The sequence below is a fragment of the Micromonospora ureilytica genome (assembly GCF_015751765.1).
GTDB lineage: Bacteria > Actinomycetota > Actinomycetes > Mycobacteriales > Micromonosporaceae > Micromonospora > Micromonospora ureilytica.
The window spans coordinates 1,275,590-1,294,622 of the sequence record NZ_JADOTX010000001.1; the positions used below are offsets into that span (position 1 = coordinate 1,275,590).

General features: G+C 71.0%; 21 protein-coding genes. 13 read left to right on the plus strand and 8 right to left on the minus strand.

Going from position 1 to position 19,033, the window contains the following annotated elements; translation table 11 throughout:
- Positions 1–14 precede the first annotated feature (14 nt).
- From IW248_RS05555 to IW248_RS05575, 5 genes are all read left to right on the plus strand, one after another.
- Positions 15–776 (plus strand): IclR family transcriptional regulator, encoded by a 762-nt coding sequence (locus IW248_RS05555; protein ID WP_196925967.1) that lies wholly within the window; start codon positions 15–17, stop codon positions 774–776.
- 112 nt (positions 777–888) lie between these two features.
- Positions 889–1,815, plus strand: a complete 927-nt coding sequence (locus IW248_RS05560) for an SDR family oxidoreductase (RefSeq protein WP_196925968.1) — start codon at positions 889–891, stop codon at positions 1,813–1,815.
- A 37-nt stretch (positions 1,816–1,852) separates the two neighbouring features.
- Positions 1,853–2,734, plus strand: coding sequence for an amidohydrolase family protein (locus IW248_RS05565; RefSeq protein ID WP_196925969.1), 882 nt, complete (start codon positions 1,853–1,855; stop codon positions 2,732–2,734).
- 17 nt (positions 2,735–2,751) lie between these two features.
- Entirely contained in the window at positions 2,752–3,204 is a 453-nt protein-coding gene (locus IW248_RS05570; RefSeq protein WP_124820097.1) for a MaoC family dehydratase, read from the plus strand.
- A gap of 59 nt (positions 3,205–3,263) precedes the next feature.
- Positions 3,264–4,790 (plus strand): acyl-CoA synthetase, encoded by a 1,527-nt coding sequence (locus IW248_RS05575; RefSeq protein ID WP_231396191.1) that lies wholly within the window; start codon positions 3,264–3,266, stop codon positions 4,788–4,790.
- Here IW248_RS05575 and IW248_RS05580 read toward each other — a convergent pair.
- The 7 genes from IW248_RS05580 to IW248_RS05610 all read right to left on the minus strand — a co-directional run bounded on the left by IW248_RS05580 (position 4,714) and on the right by IW248_RS05610 (position 11,936).
- A complete protein-coding gene (locus IW248_RS05580) occupies positions 4,714–5,601 on the minus strand; it encodes a PaaX family transcriptional regulator (protein ID WP_196925971.1) in 888 nt (295 codons plus the stop codon). The genes IW248_RS05575 and IW248_RS05580 overlap by 77 nt on opposite strands.
- A gap of 39 nt (positions 5,602–5,640) precedes the next feature.
- A complete protein-coding gene (locus IW248_RS05585) occupies positions 5,641–6,453 on the minus strand; it encodes an ABC transporter ATP-binding protein (protein ID WP_196925972.1) in 813 nt (270 codons plus the stop codon).
- Entirely contained in the window at positions 6,446–7,273 is an 828-nt protein-coding gene (locus IW248_RS05590; RefSeq protein WP_307787767.1) for an ABC transporter permease, read from the minus strand. The genes IW248_RS05585 and IW248_RS05590 overlap by 8 nt, the downstream gene beginning before the upstream one ends.
- On the minus strand, positions 7,270–8,070 hold the full coding sequence (locus tag IW248_RS05595; RefSeq protein ID WP_124820101.1) for an ABC transporter permease: 801 nt from the start codon (positions 8,068–8,070) through the stop codon (positions 7,270–7,272). Before IW248_RS05595 ends, IW248_RS05590 begins: the two co-directional genes overlap by 4 nt.
- A gap of 22 nt (positions 8,071–8,092) precedes the next feature.
- A complete protein-coding gene (locus IW248_RS05600) occupies positions 8,093–9,067 on the minus strand; it encodes an ABC transporter substrate-binding protein (protein ID WP_196925973.1) in 975 nt (324 codons plus the stop codon).
- 208 nt (positions 9,068–9,275) lie between these two features.
- Positions 9,276–10,448 carry a 4-hydroxybenzoate 3-monooxygenase gene (gene pobA, locus IW248_RS05605; protein WP_196930054.1) on the minus strand — a complete coding sequence of 391 codons (1,173 nt, stop codon included), beginning with the start codon at positions 10,446–10,448 and terminating at the stop codon, positions 9,276–9,278.
- 27 nt (positions 10,449–10,475) lie between these two features.
- Positions 10,476–11,936 (minus strand): benzaldehyde dehydrogenase, encoded by a 1,461-nt coding sequence (locus IW248_RS05610; RefSeq protein WP_196925974.1) that lies wholly within the window; start codon positions 11,934–11,936, stop codon positions 10,476–10,478.
- A 233-nt stretch (positions 11,937–12,169) separates the two neighbouring features.
- On the opposite strand from IW248_RS05610, the gene IW248_RS05615 reads away from it, so the two are divergent.
- From IW248_RS05615 to IW248_RS05650, 8 genes are read left to right on the plus strand one after another with little or no spacing between them, the layout of a single operon-like run.
- On the plus strand, positions 12,170–12,988 hold the full coding sequence (locus IW248_RS05615; protein ID WP_196925975.1) for a CoA transferase subunit A: 819 nt from the start codon (positions 12,170–12,172) through the stop codon (positions 12,986–12,988).
- 26 nt (positions 12,989–13,014) lie between these two features.
- Positions 13,015–13,785, plus strand: a complete 771-nt coding sequence (locus IW248_RS05620; protein WP_124820105.1) for a CoA-transferase subunit beta — start codon at positions 13,015–13,017, stop codon at positions 13,783–13,785.
- Entirely contained in the window at positions 13,782–14,522 is a 741-nt protein-coding gene (pcaH, locus tag IW248_RS05625) for a protocatechuate 3,4-dioxygenase subunit beta (protein ID WP_124820106.1), read from the plus strand. Before IW248_RS05620 ends, pcaH begins: the two co-directional genes overlap by 4 nt.
- A complete protein-coding gene (gene pcaG, locus IW248_RS05630) occupies positions 14,515–15,087 on the plus strand; it encodes a protocatechuate 3,4-dioxygenase subunit alpha (protein WP_124820107.1) in 573 nt (190 codons plus the stop codon). Before pcaH ends, pcaG begins: the two co-directional genes overlap by 8 nt.
- Positions 15,062–16,402 (plus strand): 3-carboxy-cis,cis-muconate cycloisomerase, encoded by a 1,341-nt coding sequence (gene pcaB, locus IW248_RS05635; protein WP_196925976.1) that lies wholly within the window; start codon positions 15,062–15,064, stop codon positions 16,400–16,402. Before pcaG ends, pcaB begins: the two co-directional genes overlap by 26 nt.
- Entirely contained in the window at positions 16,399–17,178 is a 780-nt protein-coding gene (gene pcaD / locus IW248_RS05640) for a 3-oxoadipate enol-lactonase (RefSeq protein ID WP_231396192.1), read from the plus strand. The genes pcaB and pcaD overlap by 4 nt, the downstream gene beginning before the upstream one ends.
- Positions 17,175–17,555, plus strand: coding sequence for a 4-carboxymuconolactone decarboxylase (gene pcaC / locus IW248_RS05645; protein ID WP_196925977.1), 381 nt, complete (start codon positions 17,175–17,177; stop codon positions 17,553–17,555). Before pcaD ends, pcaC begins: the two co-directional genes overlap by 4 nt.
- Positions 17,552–18,364 (plus strand): IclR family transcriptional regulator, encoded by an 813-nt coding sequence (locus IW248_RS05650; RefSeq protein WP_307787769.1) that lies wholly within the window; start codon positions 17,552–17,554, stop codon positions 18,362–18,364. Before pcaC ends, IW248_RS05650 begins: the two co-directional genes overlap by 4 nt.
- Before the next feature lies 1 nt (position 18,365).
- On the opposite strand, the gene IW248_RS05655 is transcribed toward IW248_RS05650, so the two are convergent.
- The gene (locus tag IW248_RS05655; protein ID WP_196925978.1) at positions 18,366–19,004 is read right to left on the minus strand and encodes a DUF2306 domain-containing protein; all 639 of its coding nucleotides are present in this window, start codon (positions 19,002–19,004) and stop codon (positions 18,366–18,368) included.
- Positions 19,005–19,033 lie beyond the last annotated feature (29 nt).

Below are 19,033 nucleotides of genomic sequence, written 5' to 3' on the forward strand. Positions count from 1 at the left end.
GGGATGATGACGGGGTGCGCGCAGAACCGGGGCGGTCGGTGACGAGCAAGGTCCTGGCGCTGCTCGACGCGTTCAGCCCGGCCACCCCGGCGCTGACCCTGAGCGAGTTGGCGCGTCGCGCCGGGCTGCCCCTGCCCACCGTGTACCGGCGGGCCGCGGAACTGGTCGCGTGGGGAGCGCTGGAGCGCGGCGACGACGGACGGTACCGGATCGGTCTGCGGCTGTGGGAGGTGGGCTCGCTCGCCCCGAGGGGCCTGGGGCTGCGGGAGTTGGCCCTGCCGGTCATGGAGGACCTGTACGAGGTGACCCACGAGAACGTCCAGCTCGCCGTCCGGCAGGACCTCGAACTCGTCTTCATCGAACGGATCGCCGGGCGGCACGCGGTGCCCGTGCTCACCCGGGTGGGGGGCCGCTTCGCGCTGCACGCCACAGGCGTCGGGTTGGTCCTGCTCGCCCACGCGCCCGCCGAGGTGCAGGAGCAGGTGCTGGCCGCCCCGCTGGAGCGGTACACCGAACTGACCATCACCGACCCGAGGCGGTTGCGTAGCTGCCTCGCCGAGGTTCGCCGGGTCGGGTACGCGGTCAGCGACCGCCAGGTCACGATGGACGCCCTCTCGGTGGCGGCACCGATCCGCGTACCGGAGGGCGTGGTGGCGGCGATCTCGTTGGTGGTCGCCCACGACCGGGCGGACCCGGTGGCGTTGGCCCCGCTGGTCCAGGCCGCGGGCCGGGTGGTCTCCAGGGCGCTGAACAGCTCCACACGACCTGCCGTCTGATGTAGACAGACTGCAAATCGTTGACGCCCGATCAAATTCTGCATTACGTTGCCCGTGCGCGTGTTACTCCCCACCCTCGTGCGCAGATCGGCATCGACGAAAGGGAGCACTCATGTCTCTGGACGGCAAGGTCGCCATCGTCACCGGGGCCGGGCGGGGTCTCGGCCTCGCCTATGCGCAGGAGTTGGCGCGGCGGGGCGCCTCGGTCGTGGTCAACGACGTGGACGCCGAGGCCACGGCCGACGCCGTGGCGGCGCTCGAGTCGTCCGGCGGCCGGGCCGTCGCTGTGGTCGCGCCGGTCGGCCCGACCGAGACCGCGAAGGAACTCGTCAGCACTGCGGTCGAGCACTTCGGGCGGCTGGACATCCTCGTCACCAACGCCGGCTTCCTGCGTGACACGGTGCTGTGGAAGATGAGCGACGACGACTTCGACACCGTCATCAACGTGCACCTGCGCGGCACATTCACCACAGTGCGCGAGGCGGTGCAGCACATGCGGCAGGCCGGCGAGGGCGGGCGGATCATCTGCGTCGGGTCACCCACCGGGCAGCGGGGCAACTTCGGCCAGACCAACTACGCTGCCGCCAAGGCGGGCATCGTCGGCATGGTCCGTACCTGGGCGCTCGAACTCAAGCGGGCCGGCATCACCGCCAACGCCGTCGTTCCGGTCGCCGCGACCGCGATGACCGCCACCGTCCCCTACTTCGCCGCGGCGGTGCGGGCCGAGGCGAACGGCGAGCCGATGCCCGCGTTCTTCCGACACGACCTGGGGTTCGGCACGGCGGACGACGTGGCCGGACTTGTCGCGTTCCTCGGCTCCGACGCGGCGGCCTCGGTGACCGGCCAGGTGATAGGTGTCGGCGGGGACCGCCTCCAGATCTGGACCCACCCCGAGGCGGCGCTGACCGCGCACCGCGATGGCGGCTGGACGTACGACGCGCTCGTGGACGCCTGGCCGACGACGTTCGCCGGTGCCGCACAGAGCGTCGGCGAACGCTTCCCGAAACTCCCCGAGGAGTTCGAGCCGCCGACGTCCTGACCCGCCCGCACCGACGCGCCCGACGAAGGTTGGCCCCATGTACCAGCCCGCGATCAACCTCGACGACGTCACGGCGATCGACATGCACGTGCACATCGAGGTCGACGACCACGGTCACACCTCACTGCCCGAACCGCTCGTGACGGCGGCGTCGGCGTACTTCAAGACGGACGGCCCACGGCCCGCTGTCGACACGGTGGCGCGGTACTACCGCGAGCGGCGCATGGTGGCCGTCGTCTTCACCGTGGACGCGCGTACCCAACTGAAGCATCAGCCCCTGTCGAGCACCGACATCGCCCGTGCGGCGGCCGACCACGCAGACGTGCTCATTCCGTTCGGGTCGGTCGACCCGCGCACCGGGGGAGCGGCAGTCGAACTCGCCGAGCGGTTGATCCAGGAGGAGGGTGTACGCGGCTTCAAGTTCCACCCCACCGTGCAGGGCTTCGACCCCAGCCACGACGAGTACGCGCCGCTGTGGGGGCTGTTGGAGCGGGCGGGTGTCCCGGCGCTCTTCCATACCGGGCAGACAGGCATCGGCGCGGGTACGCCGGGCGGCTACGGTCTGCGGCTCGGTCTGTCGAATCCGATCCTGCTCGACCCGATCGCGGCCGACTTCCCCGACCTGCAGCTCATCATGGCCCACCCGTCGGTGCCCTGGCAGGACGAGGCGTTGTCGGTGGCCACGCACAAGCACAACACCTGGATCGACCTGTCCGGCTGGAGCCCGAAGTACTTCCCAGCCGAGTTGGTGCGCTACGCGAACTCGGTGCTGAAGCGACGGGTGCTCTTCGGCACCGACTACCCGATGCTCACCCCCGATCGGTGGCTGCGCGACGTGCAGGCGACCGACCTCAAGCCGGACGTGCTCCCGGGCATCCTGAAGGACAACGCGGCCCGACTGCTGGGCCTCGCCCGGTGACGACGAGAGGAAACGCCATGACGACGACCATCACCTACGACCGGCTCGGCGACCTGGCCGGCACCGATCTCGGTCACACCGGGTACCGCACGGTCACCCAGGACCAGGTGGACCTCTTCGCGGACGCAACGGACGACCACCAGTGGATCCACGTCGACCCCGAACGGGCCAGGACCGGTCCGTTCGGCGCGCCGATCGCGCACGGCTTCCTCACCCTCTCCCTGGCGGTTCCCTTCTGGACCGAACTGCTCGAGGTCAAGGGCGTGACCACGAAGGTGAACTACGGCCTCGACAAGGTGCGTTTCCCCGCACCTGTCGTGGTCGGGGCGCGGGTGCGCATGCGGGCCACAGTCGTCGAGGTCGTCGAGGTGCGCGGCGGCTACCAGATCGCTGTCGACCAGACGATCGAGATCGAGGGCGGGACCAAGCCGGCGGTCGTCGCGCGAGGGCTGTACCGCTTCTACGCCTGAGCCCGGGGGCATCCGTCGAGCCGGGCGAGCACACCACCTCCACCCCCGGGAGAATGATGATGCAGCAGCACGGAATCGGCGCCTGGGTGGCCAAGCGCCGGCTCAAGTCCCCGGACCAGATCGCGATCATCCACGGCGACCGGTCGCCCATGACGTACGGACAGTTCGCCGAAGCCGCCGACCGGATCTCGGCGGTGCTGCGGGAGCGGGGCGTCGGCAAGGGCGACCCCGTCGCCTACCTGGGTGAGAACAGCCCCGAATTCCTCCAGGTGATGTTCGGGGCAGCGCAGGTCGGGGCCGTCTTCGTGCCGGTCAACACCAGGCTCGCCGCACCCGAGATCGCCTACGTCCTCGCCGACAGCGGCGCGCGGGTGCTGATCCACGACCCGGACTTCGCGGTGTCGGTGGCCTCCGCCGCGCCGGCCGCCCGGACCCCGTACGTCATCGTCAACGGCGAGGGCACCGCGGACCGGCCCGGGCTGGCCCGCCTGGCACGGGCCGCCGGCACCCCGTTCACCGACCAGGCCGACACCGCCCACGAGGATCCCGCGGCGATCGTCTACACCTCGGGCACGACCGGCCGGGCCAAGGGCGCCGTGCTCACCCACGGCAACCTCACCTGGGTGGCGCTCAACTGTGTTGTCGACTACGACGTCGTCTCCACCGACGTTGCGCTCATGATCTCGCCGCTGTTCCACGTCGCCTCGCTCGGGATGGGTGCCCTGCCCGTCATCCTCAAGGGCGCCACCATGGTCATCGAGAAGGGCTTCGAGCCGGGCCGCGCGCTCGCGCAGATCGAGCGGCACGGGATCACCATGCTCAGCGGCGTGCCGACCACCTACCAGCTGATGGCCGACCACCCCGCCTGGGCGTCGACCGACCTGTCGACGCTGACGAAGCTCACCTGCGGAGGTTCGGCGGTGCCGACCCGCATCCTCGACGCGTACGAGGCGCGGGGGCTGTCGTTCTCGCAGGGTTACGGCATGACCGAGGCCGCGCCGGGCGCGACCGCGCTGCCGGCGGCGATGACACGCGTCAAGCAGGGCAGTGTCGGTCTGCCGCACTTCTTCACCGACGTGCGGATCACCGATGCGGCCGGTGCCGTGCTGCCCACCGGCGCTGTCGGTGAGATCGAGGTGGCCGGGCCCAACGTCTTCCCCGGCTACCACGGGCTCCCGGAGGCGACCGCCGAGGCGTTCACGGCCGACGGGTGGTTCCGCTCCGGCGATCTCGGCCACCTGGACGCCGACGGCTACCTCTACATCTCCGGCCGCCTGAAGGACATGATCATCTCGGGGGGCGAGAACATCTACCCGCTCGAACTCGAGCAACTGATCACCGAGGTCGACGGGGTGACCTCGGCGGCGGTGATCGGCGTACCGGACGAGCGCTGGGGGGAGGTGCCGTGGGCGATCGTGACCGTCCGGGAGGGGGTGTCCGTGGACACCGCCACCGTCCGGGCGTGCCTCGACGGCAGGATCGCGCGCTACAAGCTTCCGAAGAACGTCGTCATCGTGGACGAGCTGCCGCGGACGGCGTCGGGGAAGGTGCGGAAGGCCGATCTGCGGACCCGATTCGGCGCCTAGCGGCGGGCCGGGCGGCGACGAGTGCGGCGAACTCCGCCGCGGACGCCCCGGCCAGCTTCTCGTGCATCCGACGGTAGGTCTCCACCGATCTCGTGGCGGGCCACTCCGCGTCCATGAACTCGGCCGGCAGCCTCGGGTCGGCGCGCAGCAGCGCGAGCCAGTCCGCCACGAGCATCGTCCGTACGGTGAGGGCACTCGGCGCCATCGTCGCCGCCGACGGGTCGTCCCACACGTCGATGAAGGCGAGGTGCGCGCGTCGGATCGCCTCGATGTCCCACGCCGCGCGTACGCTCTCGGCGATCGGGAACCCGGCGAGTTCGCGGGCGTGGAAGGCGACCACGGTGTTGGGCGCGAGGTCCTGCCGCAGCGGCGCCAACGACCCGGCGAGGTCGACCTCGCCGGGCGCGAGCCAGAGCCCGTCCCGGATCGGCGCGAAGCCCTCCCAGGTGAGGGTTGAGCGCAGTCGGTGCCGCAGCATCCGCTGGCCCTCCGGGATCGAGAAGGTGACAAGGGTCCAGCCGCTGCCCTGTGGGTCAAACGGCCGCGGCCCGCGCACGCGGTACTTCGCCTCGCGCAGCACCGCGACGCCGTGGTCGGTCAGCGAGAACAGCGTTTCCCGGCCACTCCTGCTGCGGGCGAGGATGCCGCTGTGCACGAGACGGTCGAGGGTCGCGCGGGTGGCCGGCGCGGCGACGTCCGCGCCCTCCAGCACGTTGATCAGGACGCTCGCCCGGATCGGCCCCGTGGTGCCGTCGACGACATGCTCGCCGAAGAAGGCGAGCAACAACTGCTTCGGCTGACGACTACCCACAGCCCTTCCCTTCGGCGAACTCGTTGGCCTGGCCGCCGATCACCGCGCGGGTCGCGGGGCCACAGCCTGCCCGCGCTTGGCCCGCTGGATCTGGTCGTAGACGTGCGTCCGCAGCTCCGTGAAACGGGGTAGGGCGCGGGTCGTGATCTGATCGCGCTCCGGCGGCAGGTCGATCGCGAGGTCCTCCTGGACCCAGGTCGGCGACGTGGACAATACTAGAACCCGCTGACCGAGATACACCGACTCGTCGATGTCGTGAGTGACGAAGACAACCGAGATGGTGCGGCTTGCGTGCAGCTCGCGGACCAGGTCCTCCAGGTCGGCTCGGGTCTGCGCGTCCACCGCGGCGAACGGTTCGTCCATGATCAGGACGTCGGGTTGGTAGGCGATCGCCCGCGCGATCGCCACGCGCTGTTGCATCCCCCCGGAGAGCTGCCACGGGTGGCTTCGCGCGGCGTGCGTGAGGCCCACCGCCTCGAGAGCGTCGACGACAAGCGTGGTCCGGGCCGCCCGGGAGAGTTTCTTGTGCCGCAGCGGAAGCTCGACGTTTCCGCGCACGGTGAGCCACGGGTAGAGGCTGCGACCGTACTCCTGGAACACGACGGCCATGGCTGGGCTGGGCCCGGTAACCGGCGAGCCGTCCATCTCGACCACGCCACTGGTGGGCCGCAGCAGGCCGGCGAGGCACTTCAGGAGGGTGGTCTTGCCGCACCCGGACGGCCCGACGACGCAGACGAGCTCGCCGGCGTCCATCGTGAAGCTGATGTCCCCGATCGCCTCGACGTCGCCCGTGGCGGACTCGTAGACCTTCCGCAGGTGCTCCACCCGCAACAGGGTGCGCCGATCAGGCACGGTTGACCTCCCTGATTCCGTGGTACCAGCGCAGAACGCGCCGTTCGACGAGACCGAAAGCGACGGCGAGGAAGACGCCGACGAGACCGAGAAGGACGATGCCGCTCCACATCTCGGCGATCAGGTAGTTGCGCTGGAAGTAGGCGATCCGGTAGCCGAGGCCGGAGGAGGAGGCGAACATCTCCGAGATGACCATCAGGATCAGCGCGACCGAGAGGGCCTGACGAACCCCGGCCATGATCCGTGGGCTGGCGGCCGGGAGCACGAGGAACCAGAGCCGCTCCCACCAGGAGACCTGGAACGACTCCGCGGTCTCCTTCATGACGCTGTCCGTCCCTCGGACCCCCTCGATGGTGTTCAACAGGATCGGCCAGACCGCGCCGGAGACGATCACGACCACCTTCATGGTGTCCGTGATCCCGAGCAGGAGCATCACCACCGGAATCAGCACCGGTGGCGGGATGGCCCGGAGGAACTCCAGCAGTGGTTCGAGGAGGTCACGCAACCACCGGGTCAGGCCGATGACGGTGCCGGCGGCGATGCCGAGCACGATCGACGCGGCGACGCCGAGGCCGAGGCGGGCGAGGCTCGGCAGCACGTCCTCGACGAACGCCGGCCCGACCCAGGTGTCCCGGAAGGCTTCGGCGATCGTCAACGGGTCCGGGAAGAACCGACTCGTCGTCCTCGTCGCCGCCAGACCCCAGAGCACCAGCAGCAGCGTCGGCAGCCCCAGCGGGTAGAGAAGGCTCGCCGCGATCCGGGATCCGACCGTCCGGCGGCTGCGTGGCCTGGTGGCGATCCGCCCGGTGTACGCGGTCACAGCGGCTCCTCGCCTCGTACGGACTGGTGCCACGACAGCACCCGACGCTCGATGAACCGGAAGACGACGTTCACCATGAGCCCGAGCAGGCCGGTGACCACGACCAGCGCGTACAGGCCGGCGGCGTCCCCGGCGGACCGGGACAACTCGATCATGCGCCCGAGGCCGGGGTTGCCGATCACCATCTCCGCGGTGATGGCGAGGATGAGCGCGACCGCCGCGGCGAGCCGCAGACCCGTCATGAGGTACGGCAGGGTGGTCGGCAGGACGAGGTGCGACAGCTGCTCCCGCCGGGTCAGACCGAAGCTGCGGGCGGTGTCGCGAGCCACCGAGTCGACGTCGGCGACACCGTAGATCACCTGCACGAACACCTGCCAGAACGACGCGTAGATGATGATGACGAGGGCCGCCTGCCGCTGGATGCCGAACATCAGCACGGCGAGCGGGATGAGGGCGACCGACGGGATCGGTCGCAGGAACTCGACAGTCGTGTGGGTCGCGCGTCGTAGGAACGGCACCAACCCGACGACCGTGCCGAGGGCGACGGCGGCGATTGTCGCCACCGTCAGGCCGATCGCCCAGGATGTCATTGTGCTGCCCAGCCGCCGCCAGAACGCGAGGTCGACGAGCTGCTCGAACAGCCGCGCCAGCACGTCCGTCACGTACGGCAGATACAGCGGGTTGATCAGGCCCAGCGTCGGGATCAGCTGCCAGACGACGAGGAACCCGGTCAGGCCGACGACACCCAGCATCGCCTTGCGTAACGCGCGCAGGCGTCGGGTGGTGAACACGCGCATGTCACTCCCGTCGTCACGCCGGCTACTGCTGCTGGATGAGACGGTCGAAGTTGGGTTGCTTGTCGAGCACCTTGTACTTCTGCGCGAGCTCGGCGAGGGTCTGCAGGCTCGACCGGTCGACCTCCCAACCGAAGGCCGGGAGCCGCACCGACTCGGCCACCGCCGGGGGCAGCTGCAGATTGTCCTTGATGGCCTGCCGGAGCGCCGAATCGTTGACGGGGTCCTTGGCCCACTCCAGCGTCTTCTTCATCGCCGCCGTGAAGTCCTCGACCAGCTTGGCGTCCTTTTCGGTGCGTTCCTTGGTGGTGATGGTGGTGAGCGTGGCCAGGCCGGGCACCACCGCCTGGTAGGGCGCGACTATGGAGGTGTCGCCACGGGCCTTCAGCTGCGTGACAAAGGGCTCCGGCACCCAGGCGGCGTCGATGTTGCCGGATTCGAGTTGCGCCGGGGCGTCCGGGAAGGCGACCTCGACGAACTTGATTTTCGACGGGTCACCGCCGTCCTTCTCGACCGCTGCCATGATCGTCACGTCGCCGGCGGCGCCCAGGCTGTTGACCGCGACCCGTTTGCCCGCGAGGTCGGCCGGCCGCTTGATGCCGGACTTCGCCGAGGCCACCACGGCGTTGATGTCGTCGCCGTCGGCGTACGAGGAGGCGTAGTTGCCGATGATGACGACGCCGAGATCCCGTAGGTCGGCCCGGAACGGGCCGAAGGGCTGGCCGATCGCGAAGTCGATGTCGCCGTTCAGGAGCGCGGGAATGGCCTGCGCGCCGCCTTGGGCGGGCAGCACCTCGACCTGGAGGCCGCGCTCGGTGAAGAGGCCTGCCTTGATGCCGCCCCACAGCGCGGCCGTCTCGGTGATGGGGAGCGCCGCGACCCGCACCTTGCGCAGGTCGCCCGAGGTCTGTTCGGACGGGTTGGACGCGTCGGAGTCGGTACATCCGGTGAGGGCGATCGCGGTGGCGGCGATCAGCCCGAGAGCCATGACCTTCTTCATTGACGAGGCCCTTCCTGGGCGGGGGTGGTGGGTGCGTCGGAAGTCGGCGGATGCCTCGGATCTGCGGGTGAACTACCGCTGCGTGGGGGCGCACGCCGCTGTGGTGGCCATGGTCAGTCACCCCGGCATCGAAAGTCAAGAATTTCTGACGCCCGTCATGAATAAGTTGAACAACGCTCTGCTGTGGCGATGTCGCGCTGGCTCGTGCTCAGACCTCGGGTAGGCCCACGTAGTTCTCGGACAGGCTCCTGGCGTACGCCTCGGACGTCGCGACGTACCTCAGCGTGGCGGTCTGCAGCTTCGACTCGTACGGGTCGTCGCGCTCCAGCCGGTGCAACATGGAGGTCATCCACCAGGAGAAGTGCTGGGCCCGCCAGACCCGGCGCAACGCCTTGGCCGAGTAGGTCTCCAGCAGATCCGTGCGGCCCCCGTCGTACCACGCGGCGAAGGCGTCGCCGAGCAACGCGACGTCGGCGAGGGCCAGGTTCATGCCCTTCGCGCCGGTGGGCGGGACGATGTGCACGGCGTCCCCGGCCAGGAACAGCCGCTCCCACCGCATCGGCTCGACCACGAAGCTGCGCATCGGGGTGATTGACTTCTCCAGGATCGGTCCCTCGTTGAGCGACCAGCCCGGCACCGTCTCCAACCGTGCCCGCAGCTCCGCCCAGATCCGCTCGTCCGGCCACGCGGCGATGTCCTCGTCGGGCGCGACCTGTAGATACAGCCGGGAGATCTCGGGGGAGCGCATGCTGTAGAGGGCGAAGCCGCGTTCGTGGTTGGCGTAGATGAGCTCCTCCACCGCCGGCGGTGCGGCGGCGAGGACCCCCAACCAGGCAAAGGGGTACGTCCGCTCGTAGGTGGTCAGCACCCCGTCGGGCACCGCGCCGCGGCTCACCCCGTGGAACCCGTCGCAGCCGGCGACGAAGTCGCAGTGCAACTCCTCGTCCCGCCCATCCCGTCGGAAGTGGACGATCGGCGAGTCCGAGTCGAGACCGTCCAGGCGCACCGCGTCGGCCTCGAAGAGGATCGAGCCGCCGGCCGCGAGCCGGGCGGCGATCAGGTCCTTGACCACCTCCTGCTGCCCGTAGACGGTGATCGCCCGCCCGGTCAGATCTGCCATCGGCACCCGGTGCGACTCACCGGCGAAGCGCAGCTCGATGCCCTCGTGGCGCAGCCCCTCCCGCTGCAGCCGCTCGCCGACGCCGCTGCGGCAGAGCAGGTCGACCGAACCCTGTTCGAGGACGCCCGCCCGCAGCCGGTGCTCGACGTGGTCGCGGCTGCGGCTCTCCAGCACCACGGACTCGATTCCGCGCAGGTGCAGCAGGTGCGACAGCATGAGTCCCGCCGGCCCGGCGCCGACGATGCCGACCTGGGTACGCATTCCCGGCACGCTTCACTCCTCCCGGTCTCAGAACGGGTACCGCGTGATGGCGCCCCGCACGGTGAGCCACTGGGTCTCGGTGAACGCGTCGACGTTCGCCGCGGGCCCGCCGAACCGGGAGCCGGTGCCGGACGCTCCCACCCCACCGAACGGCGCCACCGCCTCGTCGCTCACCGTCTGATCGTTGATGTGCACGATCCCGCTCGGTATCCGGTCGGCGAGGGCCATCGCCCTCATCACGTCGCCGCTCAGGATGCCCAGCGACAGGCCGTACTCGGTCTGCCTCGCCAACTCAACGGCCTCGTCCTGGTCGGCGAAGGTGATCACCGGTGCGACCGGGCCGAAGACCTCCTGGGCGTACGCCGGGGTCGCGGGGGTGACGTCGGTCAGCACCGTCGGCCGGTAGAACAACCCCTCGTAGGTGCCCCCGGCCGCCAGCCGGGCGCCCGCATCGACGCTCGCCGTGACCAGCGCATGGATCTTGTCGCGCTGGCGCTCGTCGATGATCGGCCCGAGCGCCACCTGCTCCTTCGCCGGGTCGCCGACCGGCAGGTGGTCCGCCTTCTCGGCCAGCCGCTCGACGTACCGCTCGGACAGACTCTCGTGCACCAGGTGCCGGCCGGTGGTCATGCAGATCTGGCCCTGGTGCAGGAACGACCCCCAGGCGCCGGCGGAGACCGCGAGGTCCAGGTCGGCGTCGTCCAGCACGATCAGCGCCGAGTTGCCACCGAGTTCGAGGTGCGCGCGTTTGAGGTGGCGTGCCGCCGCCTCGCCGACTTTGCGGCCGGCGGCGGTCGAGCCGGTGAAGCTGATCACCCGTACGTTCGGGTCGGCCACCAGCGCCTCGCCGACCTCGACCCCGCCGGGAAGGACGTGCAGCAACCCATCGGGCAGGCCGGCCTCCTCGAAGACCCGGGCGACAGTGACACCACCACAGACGGCAGTGCGCGGATCGGGCTTGAGCACCACGGCGTTGCCCAGCGCCAGGGCCGGGGCGACGGAACGGGTGGCCAGGATGAGCGGGAAGTTGAACGGCGCGATGACCCCGACGACGCCGACGGGCAACCGGCGAGCCAGGCTGAGCCGCGGTTGCGCGCTCGGGATGATCTCGCCGAGCGGGTGCGAGGCCAGCGCCGCCGCCTCGTAGCACTCCTGCGCCGCGGTGTCGGTCTCGACAACGGCCTTGGGCGGGATGGACCCGGACTCCCGCACGATCCAGTCGCCGATCTCGGCGGCGTGCCGTTCGAACAGGTGCCCGGCCCGGCGCAGCACCGCGGCCCGCTCGGCGTAGCCAGTGGCGGCCCAGGCGCGCTGGGCGGTGACGGCGCGTTCGCAGGCGCGCGTCACATCCTCGGCGTTCGCCACGCCGACCTGGCCGATCTCCTCCCCGGTGGCGGGGGATCGCACGGGCGCCGTCCCGCCCGCCGGCTCCACCCAGCCGTTGCTGTGCAGGGTGCCCTGCCAGGTCGTGGCGTCCAGCAGTGTCATGGCGGTCCTCCTCGGAGGTGTTCGCTTACCGAACGGCCGTTCTCTCCATGAACGTTGGCACGTGGTCCGGCTCGCGTCAACGCATCGCCCGACGTCAGTACGGAACACTGTGGACGCTGAGCCAACCTGTCGTTGACGGATGTCATCCACAGTCGTACGTTCGAGATGAGTACGGCAGTCCGCATAGCGAACGGCTGGCGGCAGCACGGTTTTCGCAGGAGGCGGGGAGGCCCATGGCGAAGCTCGTCTCGCTGGCCGAGGGCGTGGCGGACCTGGTCCGCGACGGTGACGTGGTGGCCCTGGAGGGGTTCACCCACCTCATCCCGTTCGCCGCCGGTCACGAGATCATCCGCCAGGGACGGCAGGACCTGACCCTCGTGCGGATGACCCCCGACGTCATCTACGACCAGCTCATCGGTGCGGGGTGCGCACGCCGCCTGGTCTTCTCCTGGGGCGGCAACCCGGGCGTCGGGTCGCTGCACCGCTTCCGGGACGCCGTGCAGCACGCCTGGCCCCGTCCGCTCGAGTTGGAGGAGCACAGTCACGCCGGCATGGCGAACCGCTACGTCGCCGGGGCGTCCGGGCTGCCGTTCGCCGTCCTGCGCGGCTACACCGGCACCGACCTGCCCGGGCACACGACCAACATCCGGCCCATCACCTGCCCCTTCACCGGCGAGACGCTCACCGCGGTCCCCGCCCTGCGCCCCGACGTCACTGTGGTGCACGCCCAGCGCGCCGACCGGAACGGCACAGTGCAGATGTGGGGCATCACCGGGGTGCAGAAGGAGGCGGTCCTCGCCGCCCACCGGTCACTGGTCACCGTCGAGGAGATCGTGGACGAGTTGGAACCCGTACCCGGGCAGGTCGTCCTGCCCGGCTGGGCGGTCACCGCGGTGGCCGAGGTGCCCGGAGGCGCGCACCCCTCCTACGCCCATGGCTACTCGGTGCGCGACAACGACTTCTACCGGGCCTGGGATGCCGTCAGCCGGCACCGCGACACCTTTCGCGCCTGGCTGGACGAGCACGTGCACGGGGCCGGGGCGATGGCATGAGTCAGCGCGGCGAGCGAGGGGACGCGATGGCGGACTGGACCGCGGACGAGATGATGACCGTCGCCGCCGCGCGGCAACTGCGCGACGACACCGCCTGCTTCGTCGGGATCGGGTTGCCCAGCACCGCCGCGAATCTCGCCCGGGCGACCCACGCCCCGAACCTCGTGCTCATCTACGAATCGGGGTGCCTCGGCGCGAAGCCGGACCGGCTTCCGCTCTCCATCGGAGACGGAATCCTCGCCGACACGGCGGACGCGGTCGTCTCGGTGCCCGAGGTGTTCAACTACTGGCTCCAGCCCGGTCGGATCGACGTGGGCTTCCTCGGCGCCGCGCAGCTCGACCGCTACGGCAACATCAACACCACGGTCGTCGGGGGCGACTACGACGCCCCGACGGTCCGGCTGCCCGGCGCCGGTGGCGCCCCGGAGATCGCCGCCTCCTGTGGTGAGGTCGTGGTGATCGTCCGGCAGGACCTCCGGACCTTCACCGAACGGGTCGACTTCGTCACCTCGGTCGGGTATGGGACGGGCCCGGGAGACCGGGAACGACTCGGCCTGCGCGGCGGAGGTCCCCGAGTGGTGATCACCGATCTCGGCGTCCTCGAACCCGATCCGATCACCTGCGAACTCACGCTGACCCGCCTGCACCCGGGCGTGACGCGGGAGCAGGCGCGGGCGGCCACCGGCTGGGACCTCGCTGTCGCCGAAGGGCTGGCCACGGGCGAGCCGCCGACGGCGCGGGAACTCACTGTGCTGCGGGCACTGGAGGCGACGAAGTCAGACGGGAGACGACCATGACCACTCAGGACGCGCGCGGCCTGGTGTTACCGCGGTACCGGCGCGACGACGTCGACGCCCACCCACCCCTGCTCAGTCCCGGCTACAAGTCGACAGTGGCGCGGGCGCCGAGGCACCCACTGATCTACCTGCCGCAGCGGCTGACCGAGGTCACCGGGCCGTTGTTGGGGGAGGGGCGGCTCGGTGCGCTCGACCACGACCTGACCCGGCAGCACGACGGTGAGCCGCAGGGCCAGCGGATCATCGTGCACGGGCGGGTCCGCGACGGTGACGGCCGACCGGTACCCCGCACGCTTGTCGAGATCTGGCAGGCCAACGCCGCCGGCCGCTACCGCGACGCACGCGACACCTGGCCGGCGCCGCTCGACCCCCACTTCGAAGGGGTGGGTCGGGCGCTCACCGACGATCAGGGGCGGTACCAATTCATCACCGTGCAGCCCGGCGCCTACCCCTGGCGTAACCACGACAACGCCTGGCGGCCGGCGCACATCCACTTCTCCCTCTTCGGCCGCGCGTTCACCCAGCGGCTGGTCACGCAGATGTACTTCCCGGGCGACCCGCTCTTCTTCCAGGACCCGATCTTCAACTCGGTCCGCGACCCGAAGGCCCGGGAACGGATGATCGCCCGGTACGACCACGCCACCACTGCACCGGAGTGGGCGCTGGCGTACGAGTTCGACATCGTGCTGCGTGGTCGGGAGAGCACCCCCTTCGAGGACGAGGACGACGATGAGTGAGCAGTTGGGCGTCATGCCCGCGCAGACCGTCGGGCCGTACCTGCACATCGGCCTGCGCTGGCCGGACGGCCCGTACGTCGTACCCGAGGGCACGCCGGGCGCGTTCTGGATCAGGGGTCGGATCGTCGACGGCACCGGGACGCCGGTGGTCGACGCGATGGTGGAGAGCTGGCAGGCCGACCCGGACGGCCGGTTCGACCATCCGGACGACCCTCGGGGGGCCCGGCAACCCGCGCTCGCCGGCTTTCGCGGATTCGGGCGCAGCGAGACCGACGGGCAGGGGTGGTATCGGCTGTTGACCGTCAAGCCGGGTTCGCTGCCCGAGCCGGATGGCGGCACCGAAGCACCCCACCTGGCGCTGTCGGTCTTCGGGCGAGGTCTGCTGCACCGCCTCGTCACCCGGCTCTACTTCCCCGACGAGCAGGCCGCGAACGCCGCCGACCCCGTGCTGGGCAGCGTCGACGCCGACCGCCGTGGCACCCTGCTGGCGAGTCCCGCCTCGGACGGATTCCGGTTCGACATCCACCTGCAGGGCGACCATGAGACCGTCTTCTTCGCCGTCTGACGGCCTGCTCGGCGGTCTCTCCGGCGCCCCGGACGTCGACGCGGAACTCAGCGACCCGTCAGTGCTCCAGGCGATGCTCGACGTGGAGGCCGCGCTCGCCCGCGCCGCGGCGGACGCCGGCATCCTGCCCGCACCGGCGGCCGAGGCGATCGTCGAGCAGTGCCGCGCAGAGCGGTACGACCCGGGGGCGCTCGGCCGGGCGGCCGACGCCACGGGCAACCCGGTGGTCCCGCTGGTGGGCGAGCTGACCGCCGCCGTGCCGGAGGACGCCCGAGCCTGGGTGCACCTCGGGGCGACCAGCCAGGATGTCCTGGACACCGCGCTGGTCCTGGTGGCCGTGCGGGCGCTCGGGCCGCTGCTGGGTCACCTCGACGCCGCCGTGGACGCGGCCGCCCGGCTGGCCGACGCCCACCGGGACACCGTGATGGTCGCTCGGACACTCGGGCAGCAGGCGGCACCCACCACGTTCGGGCTCAAGGCCGCCGGCTGGTTGACCGGTCTGGTCGAGGCCCGGGACCGGCTGCGTCAGGTCCGCGTCGCACAGCCCGCGCAACTCGGTGGCGCCGTCGGCACCCTGGCCGCGTTCGGCCCGGCCGGTGCCGAGGTCACCGAGCGGTTCGCCGCGCACCTGGGTCTCCCGGCGAGCCCGCTGCCCTGGCACACCCGCCGTCAGCCCTGGCTCGATCTGGCCACCGCCCTCGGTGGGTTGCTCGTGGCCGCCGGCAAGGTCGCGCTCGACGTCGGGTCGCTCGCCCAGAACGAGATAGGCGAGGTCGCCGAGGGCGGCACCGGCCGCGGCGGGTCCTCGGCCATGCCGCACAAGCGCAACCCGGTGGACTCGATCCTCGTCACCGCCGCGGCGCGACGGGGTCCGGGTCTCGTCGCCACCCTGTTCGCCACGGCGGTGCAGGAGCACGAGCGGGCCGCCGGCGCCTGGCACGCAGAGTGGGAGCCGCTGCTCGATCTGCTGCACGTGGCCGGTGGCGCCGCCGCCCGCTGCGCCCGGATGCTGGTCGGGATACAGGTCCACCCGGAGCGGATGCGGGAGAACCTCGATGCGACAGGCGGTCTCCTGCTCGCCGAGGCCGTCGCCGCGCGACTGGCGCCCGCTGTCGGTCGCGGCGTCGCACACGACCTGGTGACCCGCGCCGCCACCGAACCGTCGTTCCGCGCCGCGCTACTCGCCGACCCCGAGGTCCGCGCCCACCTGTCCGACACGGAGCTAGCCGAGGCGCTCGACCCGTACCGCTGGCTCGGCTCGGCCGGCCGGTTCGTCGACCGAGCCCTGGTCGCCGTTCGGGAGGCCGACGGATGACCTCCCGGTTGCATCTCACCGTCGACGGCCCGGCCGCCGCTCCGGTGCTGCTGCTCGGCAGCTCCCTCGGCACCGCCGCCGCGATGTGGGAACCCCAGGTCCCGGCGCTCGCCGAACAGTTCCGGGTCATCCGGTACGACCACCTGGGCCACGGCCGCTCGGCGGTGCCGTCCGGGCCGTACACGGTGGACCTGCTGGGTCGGGAACTGCTGCGGACGCTGGACGACCTCGACGTGGCGTGGGTCCACTACGCGGGGCTGTCCCTCGGGGGCATGGTGGGCATGTGGCTCGCCACGCACGCGCCCGAGCGGGTGCGGCGGCTGGCGCTGCTCTGCACGTCGGCGTCGCTCGGCCCACCCGAGCAGTGGCGGGAACGAGCCGCGACGGTACGCGCTGACGGTCTGCCGGCGATCGCCGACGCGGTGGTGGCCCGCTGGTTCACCCCAGCCTTCGCCGCGGCCCATCCGGAGGTGGTCGCCGCCCACCGCGCCATGCTGACCGCGACGTCGTCGGCCGGATACGCCGCCTGCTGCGAGGCGATAGCCGCGATGGACCTCAGACCCGACCTCGACCGCGTCACCGCGCCGACGCTCGTCATCGCGGGAGCGGACGACCCGGCCACCCCGGTGGAGCACGCCCACGAGATCGTCGGGCGCATCCCATGGGCCCGGCTGGCCGTGGTCGACGCGGCGGCGCACCTGGCCAACGTCGAGCAACCCGAGCAGGTGTGCCGACTCCTGTTGGAACACTTTCACGAGGAACGTGGTGACAGATGAACGACCGCGAGCGGCACGAGGCGGGCATGACGGTACGTCGACAGGTGCTCGGTGACGCGCACGTGGACCGCGCGATCGCCGGCACTGACGAGCTCACCGCCGACTTCCAGGACTTCATCACCCGCTACGCCTGGGGGGAGGTGTGGAGCAGGCCGGGCCTCGACCGGCGTACCCGCAGTTGCATCACCCTCGCCGTGCTCGCCACCCTGCACCACGACGAGGAGTTGGCGATGCACGTCCGAGCCGCGCTGCGCAACGGGTTGAGCCCGGCGGAGGTGGCGGAGGTCCTGCTCCAGGTCGGCGTCTACGCTGGTGTACCGGCGGCGAACCGGGCGTTCAAGGTGGCCCGGGAGACCCTGCGGCAGGAGGCCGGGTGAGCGTGAGCGAGGTCGCGGCGAGGTCGCCGGAGTTCGTCCAGTCGCTGGAGCGCGGCCTCGCGGTGATCCGGGCGTTCGACGGCGAACATCCGCAGCTCACGCTCAGCGAGGTGGCCAGACGGACCGGCCTGACCCGGGCCGCCGCGCGCCGGTTCCTGCTCACCCTTGTCGAGTTGGGTTACGTGCACACCGACGGCCGGCTCTTCTCGCTGCGGGCACGGATCCTCGAACTCGGCTACGCGTACCTGTCCAGCCTGAGCCTGCCCGAGGTCGCGCAGCGGCACATGGAGGCGCTCGTCGCGCGGGTGCACGAGTCCTGCTCGGTGTCCGTCCTCGACGGCGACGAGGTGGTCTACGTGGCCCGCGTGCCCACCAAGCGGATCATGACGGTGGGGATCAGCGTCGGCACCCGGTTCCCCGCGTACGCCACCTCCATGGGCCGGGTGCTGCTCGCGGCGCAACCGGTGGACTGGCTGGACGACTACCTCGCCACGGCGCAGCTGCGGCCGCTGACCCGGCGCACCGTCACCGACCCGGCCAAGCTGCGCGCCGTCCTGACGAAGATCGCCACCCAGGGGTACGCCATCGTGGACCAGGAGCTGGAGGAGGGGCTGCGCTCCGTGGCCGCGCCGATCCACGGCGAGAACGGGTCGGTGATCGCGGCGGTGAACGTCTCCGCGCACGCCACCCGCGGGTCCTTCGAGATGATCCGTCGGGAGCTGCTCCCGCCCCTGCTGGCCGCCGCGAAGCGGATCGAGGAGGACATCCGGGGCGGCCCGCGCCGACTGGCCGACGCCGACCCGTCTTGATTCAGCGCAGGGCCGCCGCCGTGACGACCGGCGCCGGACGCCGCAGGTAGCACTCGGCCACCGCCAGGTTGATCACCCAGCCGGCGACCACCAGGCCGGCCCGGACGTTCCCGTCGGGCTGTCCGCCGGTCGCGATGAGGTACGGCGCATGGGTGAACGCCTGGGTGCCGGCTCCGAGACCGATCGCGTAGCCGCGAACCATCCACCTGCGGTGCTGTGCGATGTCCCGGCGTAACACGGCGGCGAGACCGAGCAGGATCGAGCCGGCCATTGCCGAGCCGAAGACGAGCCGCATGCCGGCGAGCACGTCGTTGTCGTGGGCCGGCAGGTCGTACGCGACGGCCATCCACAGGCCGGTGGACGCGACCGTCAGCCCACAGGGGACGAGCAACCGACCGACACGGCGGTGCCAAGAATGGCGGCGCAGACGGGGTACGAACTGGAACGCGCCGAGGATCGTGTAGGCCACAGCGCCGACGATGTGCAGCACCACCGGCAGCGGATCGGCGACGAAGCGCGCGTTCGCCGGGGTGACCTCCGGTCCGGTGCCCAGCTCGGTGAGCCGGCCCGCACCGGCGAGCATCGGTATCAGGCCCAGCAGGATCAACGCGGCCGGTAGCCGCCACTCGCGGATCGTCATGCCACCGATGGTGGACGCCGTACCCGCCC

What these genes read in the sequence shown, in the direction of transcription:
- IW248_RS05560 (WP_196925968.1), top strand. Translation starts at nt 889, where the DNA reads ATGTCTCTGGACGGCAAGGTCGCCATCGTCACCGGGGCCGGGCGGGGT.
- IW248_RS05565 (WP_196925969.1), top strand. Translation starts at nt 1,853, where the DNA reads ATGTACCAGCCCGCGATCAACCTCGACGACGTCACGGCGATCGACATG.
- IW248_RS05570 (WP_124820097.1), top strand. Translation starts at nt 2,752, where the DNA reads ATGACGACGACCATCACCTACGACCGGCTCGGCGACCTGGCCGGCACC.
- IW248_RS05575 (WP_231396191.1), top strand. Translation starts at nt 3,264, where the DNA reads ATGCAGCAGCACGGAATCGGCGCCTGGGTGGCCAAGCGCCGGCTCAAG.
- IW248_RS05595 (WP_124820101.1), bottom strand. Translation starts at nt 8,070, where the DNA reads ATGCGCGTGTTCACCACCCGACGCCTGCGCGCGTTACGCAAGGCGATG.
- IW248_RS05600 (WP_196925973.1), bottom strand. Translation starts at nt 9,067, where the DNA reads ATGAAGAAGGTCATGGCTCTCGGGCTGATCGCCGCCACCGCGATCGCC.
- pobA (WP_196930054.1), bottom strand. Translation starts at nt 10,448, where the DNA reads ATGCGTACCCAGGTCGGCATCGTCGGCGCCGGGCCGGCGGGACTCATG.
- IW248_RS05610 (WP_196925974.1), bottom strand. Translation starts at nt 11,936, where the DNA reads ATGACACTGCTGGACGCCACGACCTGGCAGGGCACCCTGCACAGCAAC.
- IW248_RS05615 (WP_196925975.1), top strand. Translation starts at nt 12,170, where the DNA reads ATGGCGAAGCTCGTCTCGCTGGCCGAGGGCGTGGCGGACCTGGTCCGC.
- IW248_RS05620 (WP_124820105.1), top strand. Translation starts at nt 13,015, where the DNA reads ATGGCGGACTGGACCGCGGACGAGATGATGACCGTCGCCGCCGCGCGG.
- pcaH (WP_124820106.1), top strand. Translation starts at nt 13,782, where the DNA reads ATGACCACTCAGGACGCGCGCGGCCTGGTGTTACCGCGGTACCGGCGC.
- pcaG (WP_124820107.1), top strand. Translation starts at nt 14,515, where the DNA reads ATGAGTGAGCAGTTGGGCGTCATGCCCGCGCAGACCGTCGGGCCGTAC.
- pcaB (WP_196925976.1), top strand. Translation starts at nt 15,062, where the DNA reads ATGAGACCGTCTTCTTCGCCGTCTGACGGCCTGCTCGGCGGTCTCTCC.
- pcaD (WP_231396192.1), top strand. Translation starts at nt 16,399, where the DNA reads ATGACCTCCCGGTTGCATCTCACCGTCGACGGCCCGGCCGCCGCTCCG.
- pcaC (WP_196925977.1), top strand. Translation starts at nt 17,175, where the DNA reads ATGAACGACCGCGAGCGGCACGAGGCGGGCATGACGGTACGTCGACAG.
- IW248_RS05655 (WP_196925978.1), bottom strand. Translation starts at nt 19,004, where the DNA reads ATGACGATCCGCGAGTGGCGGCTACCGGCCGCGTTGATCCTGCTGGGC.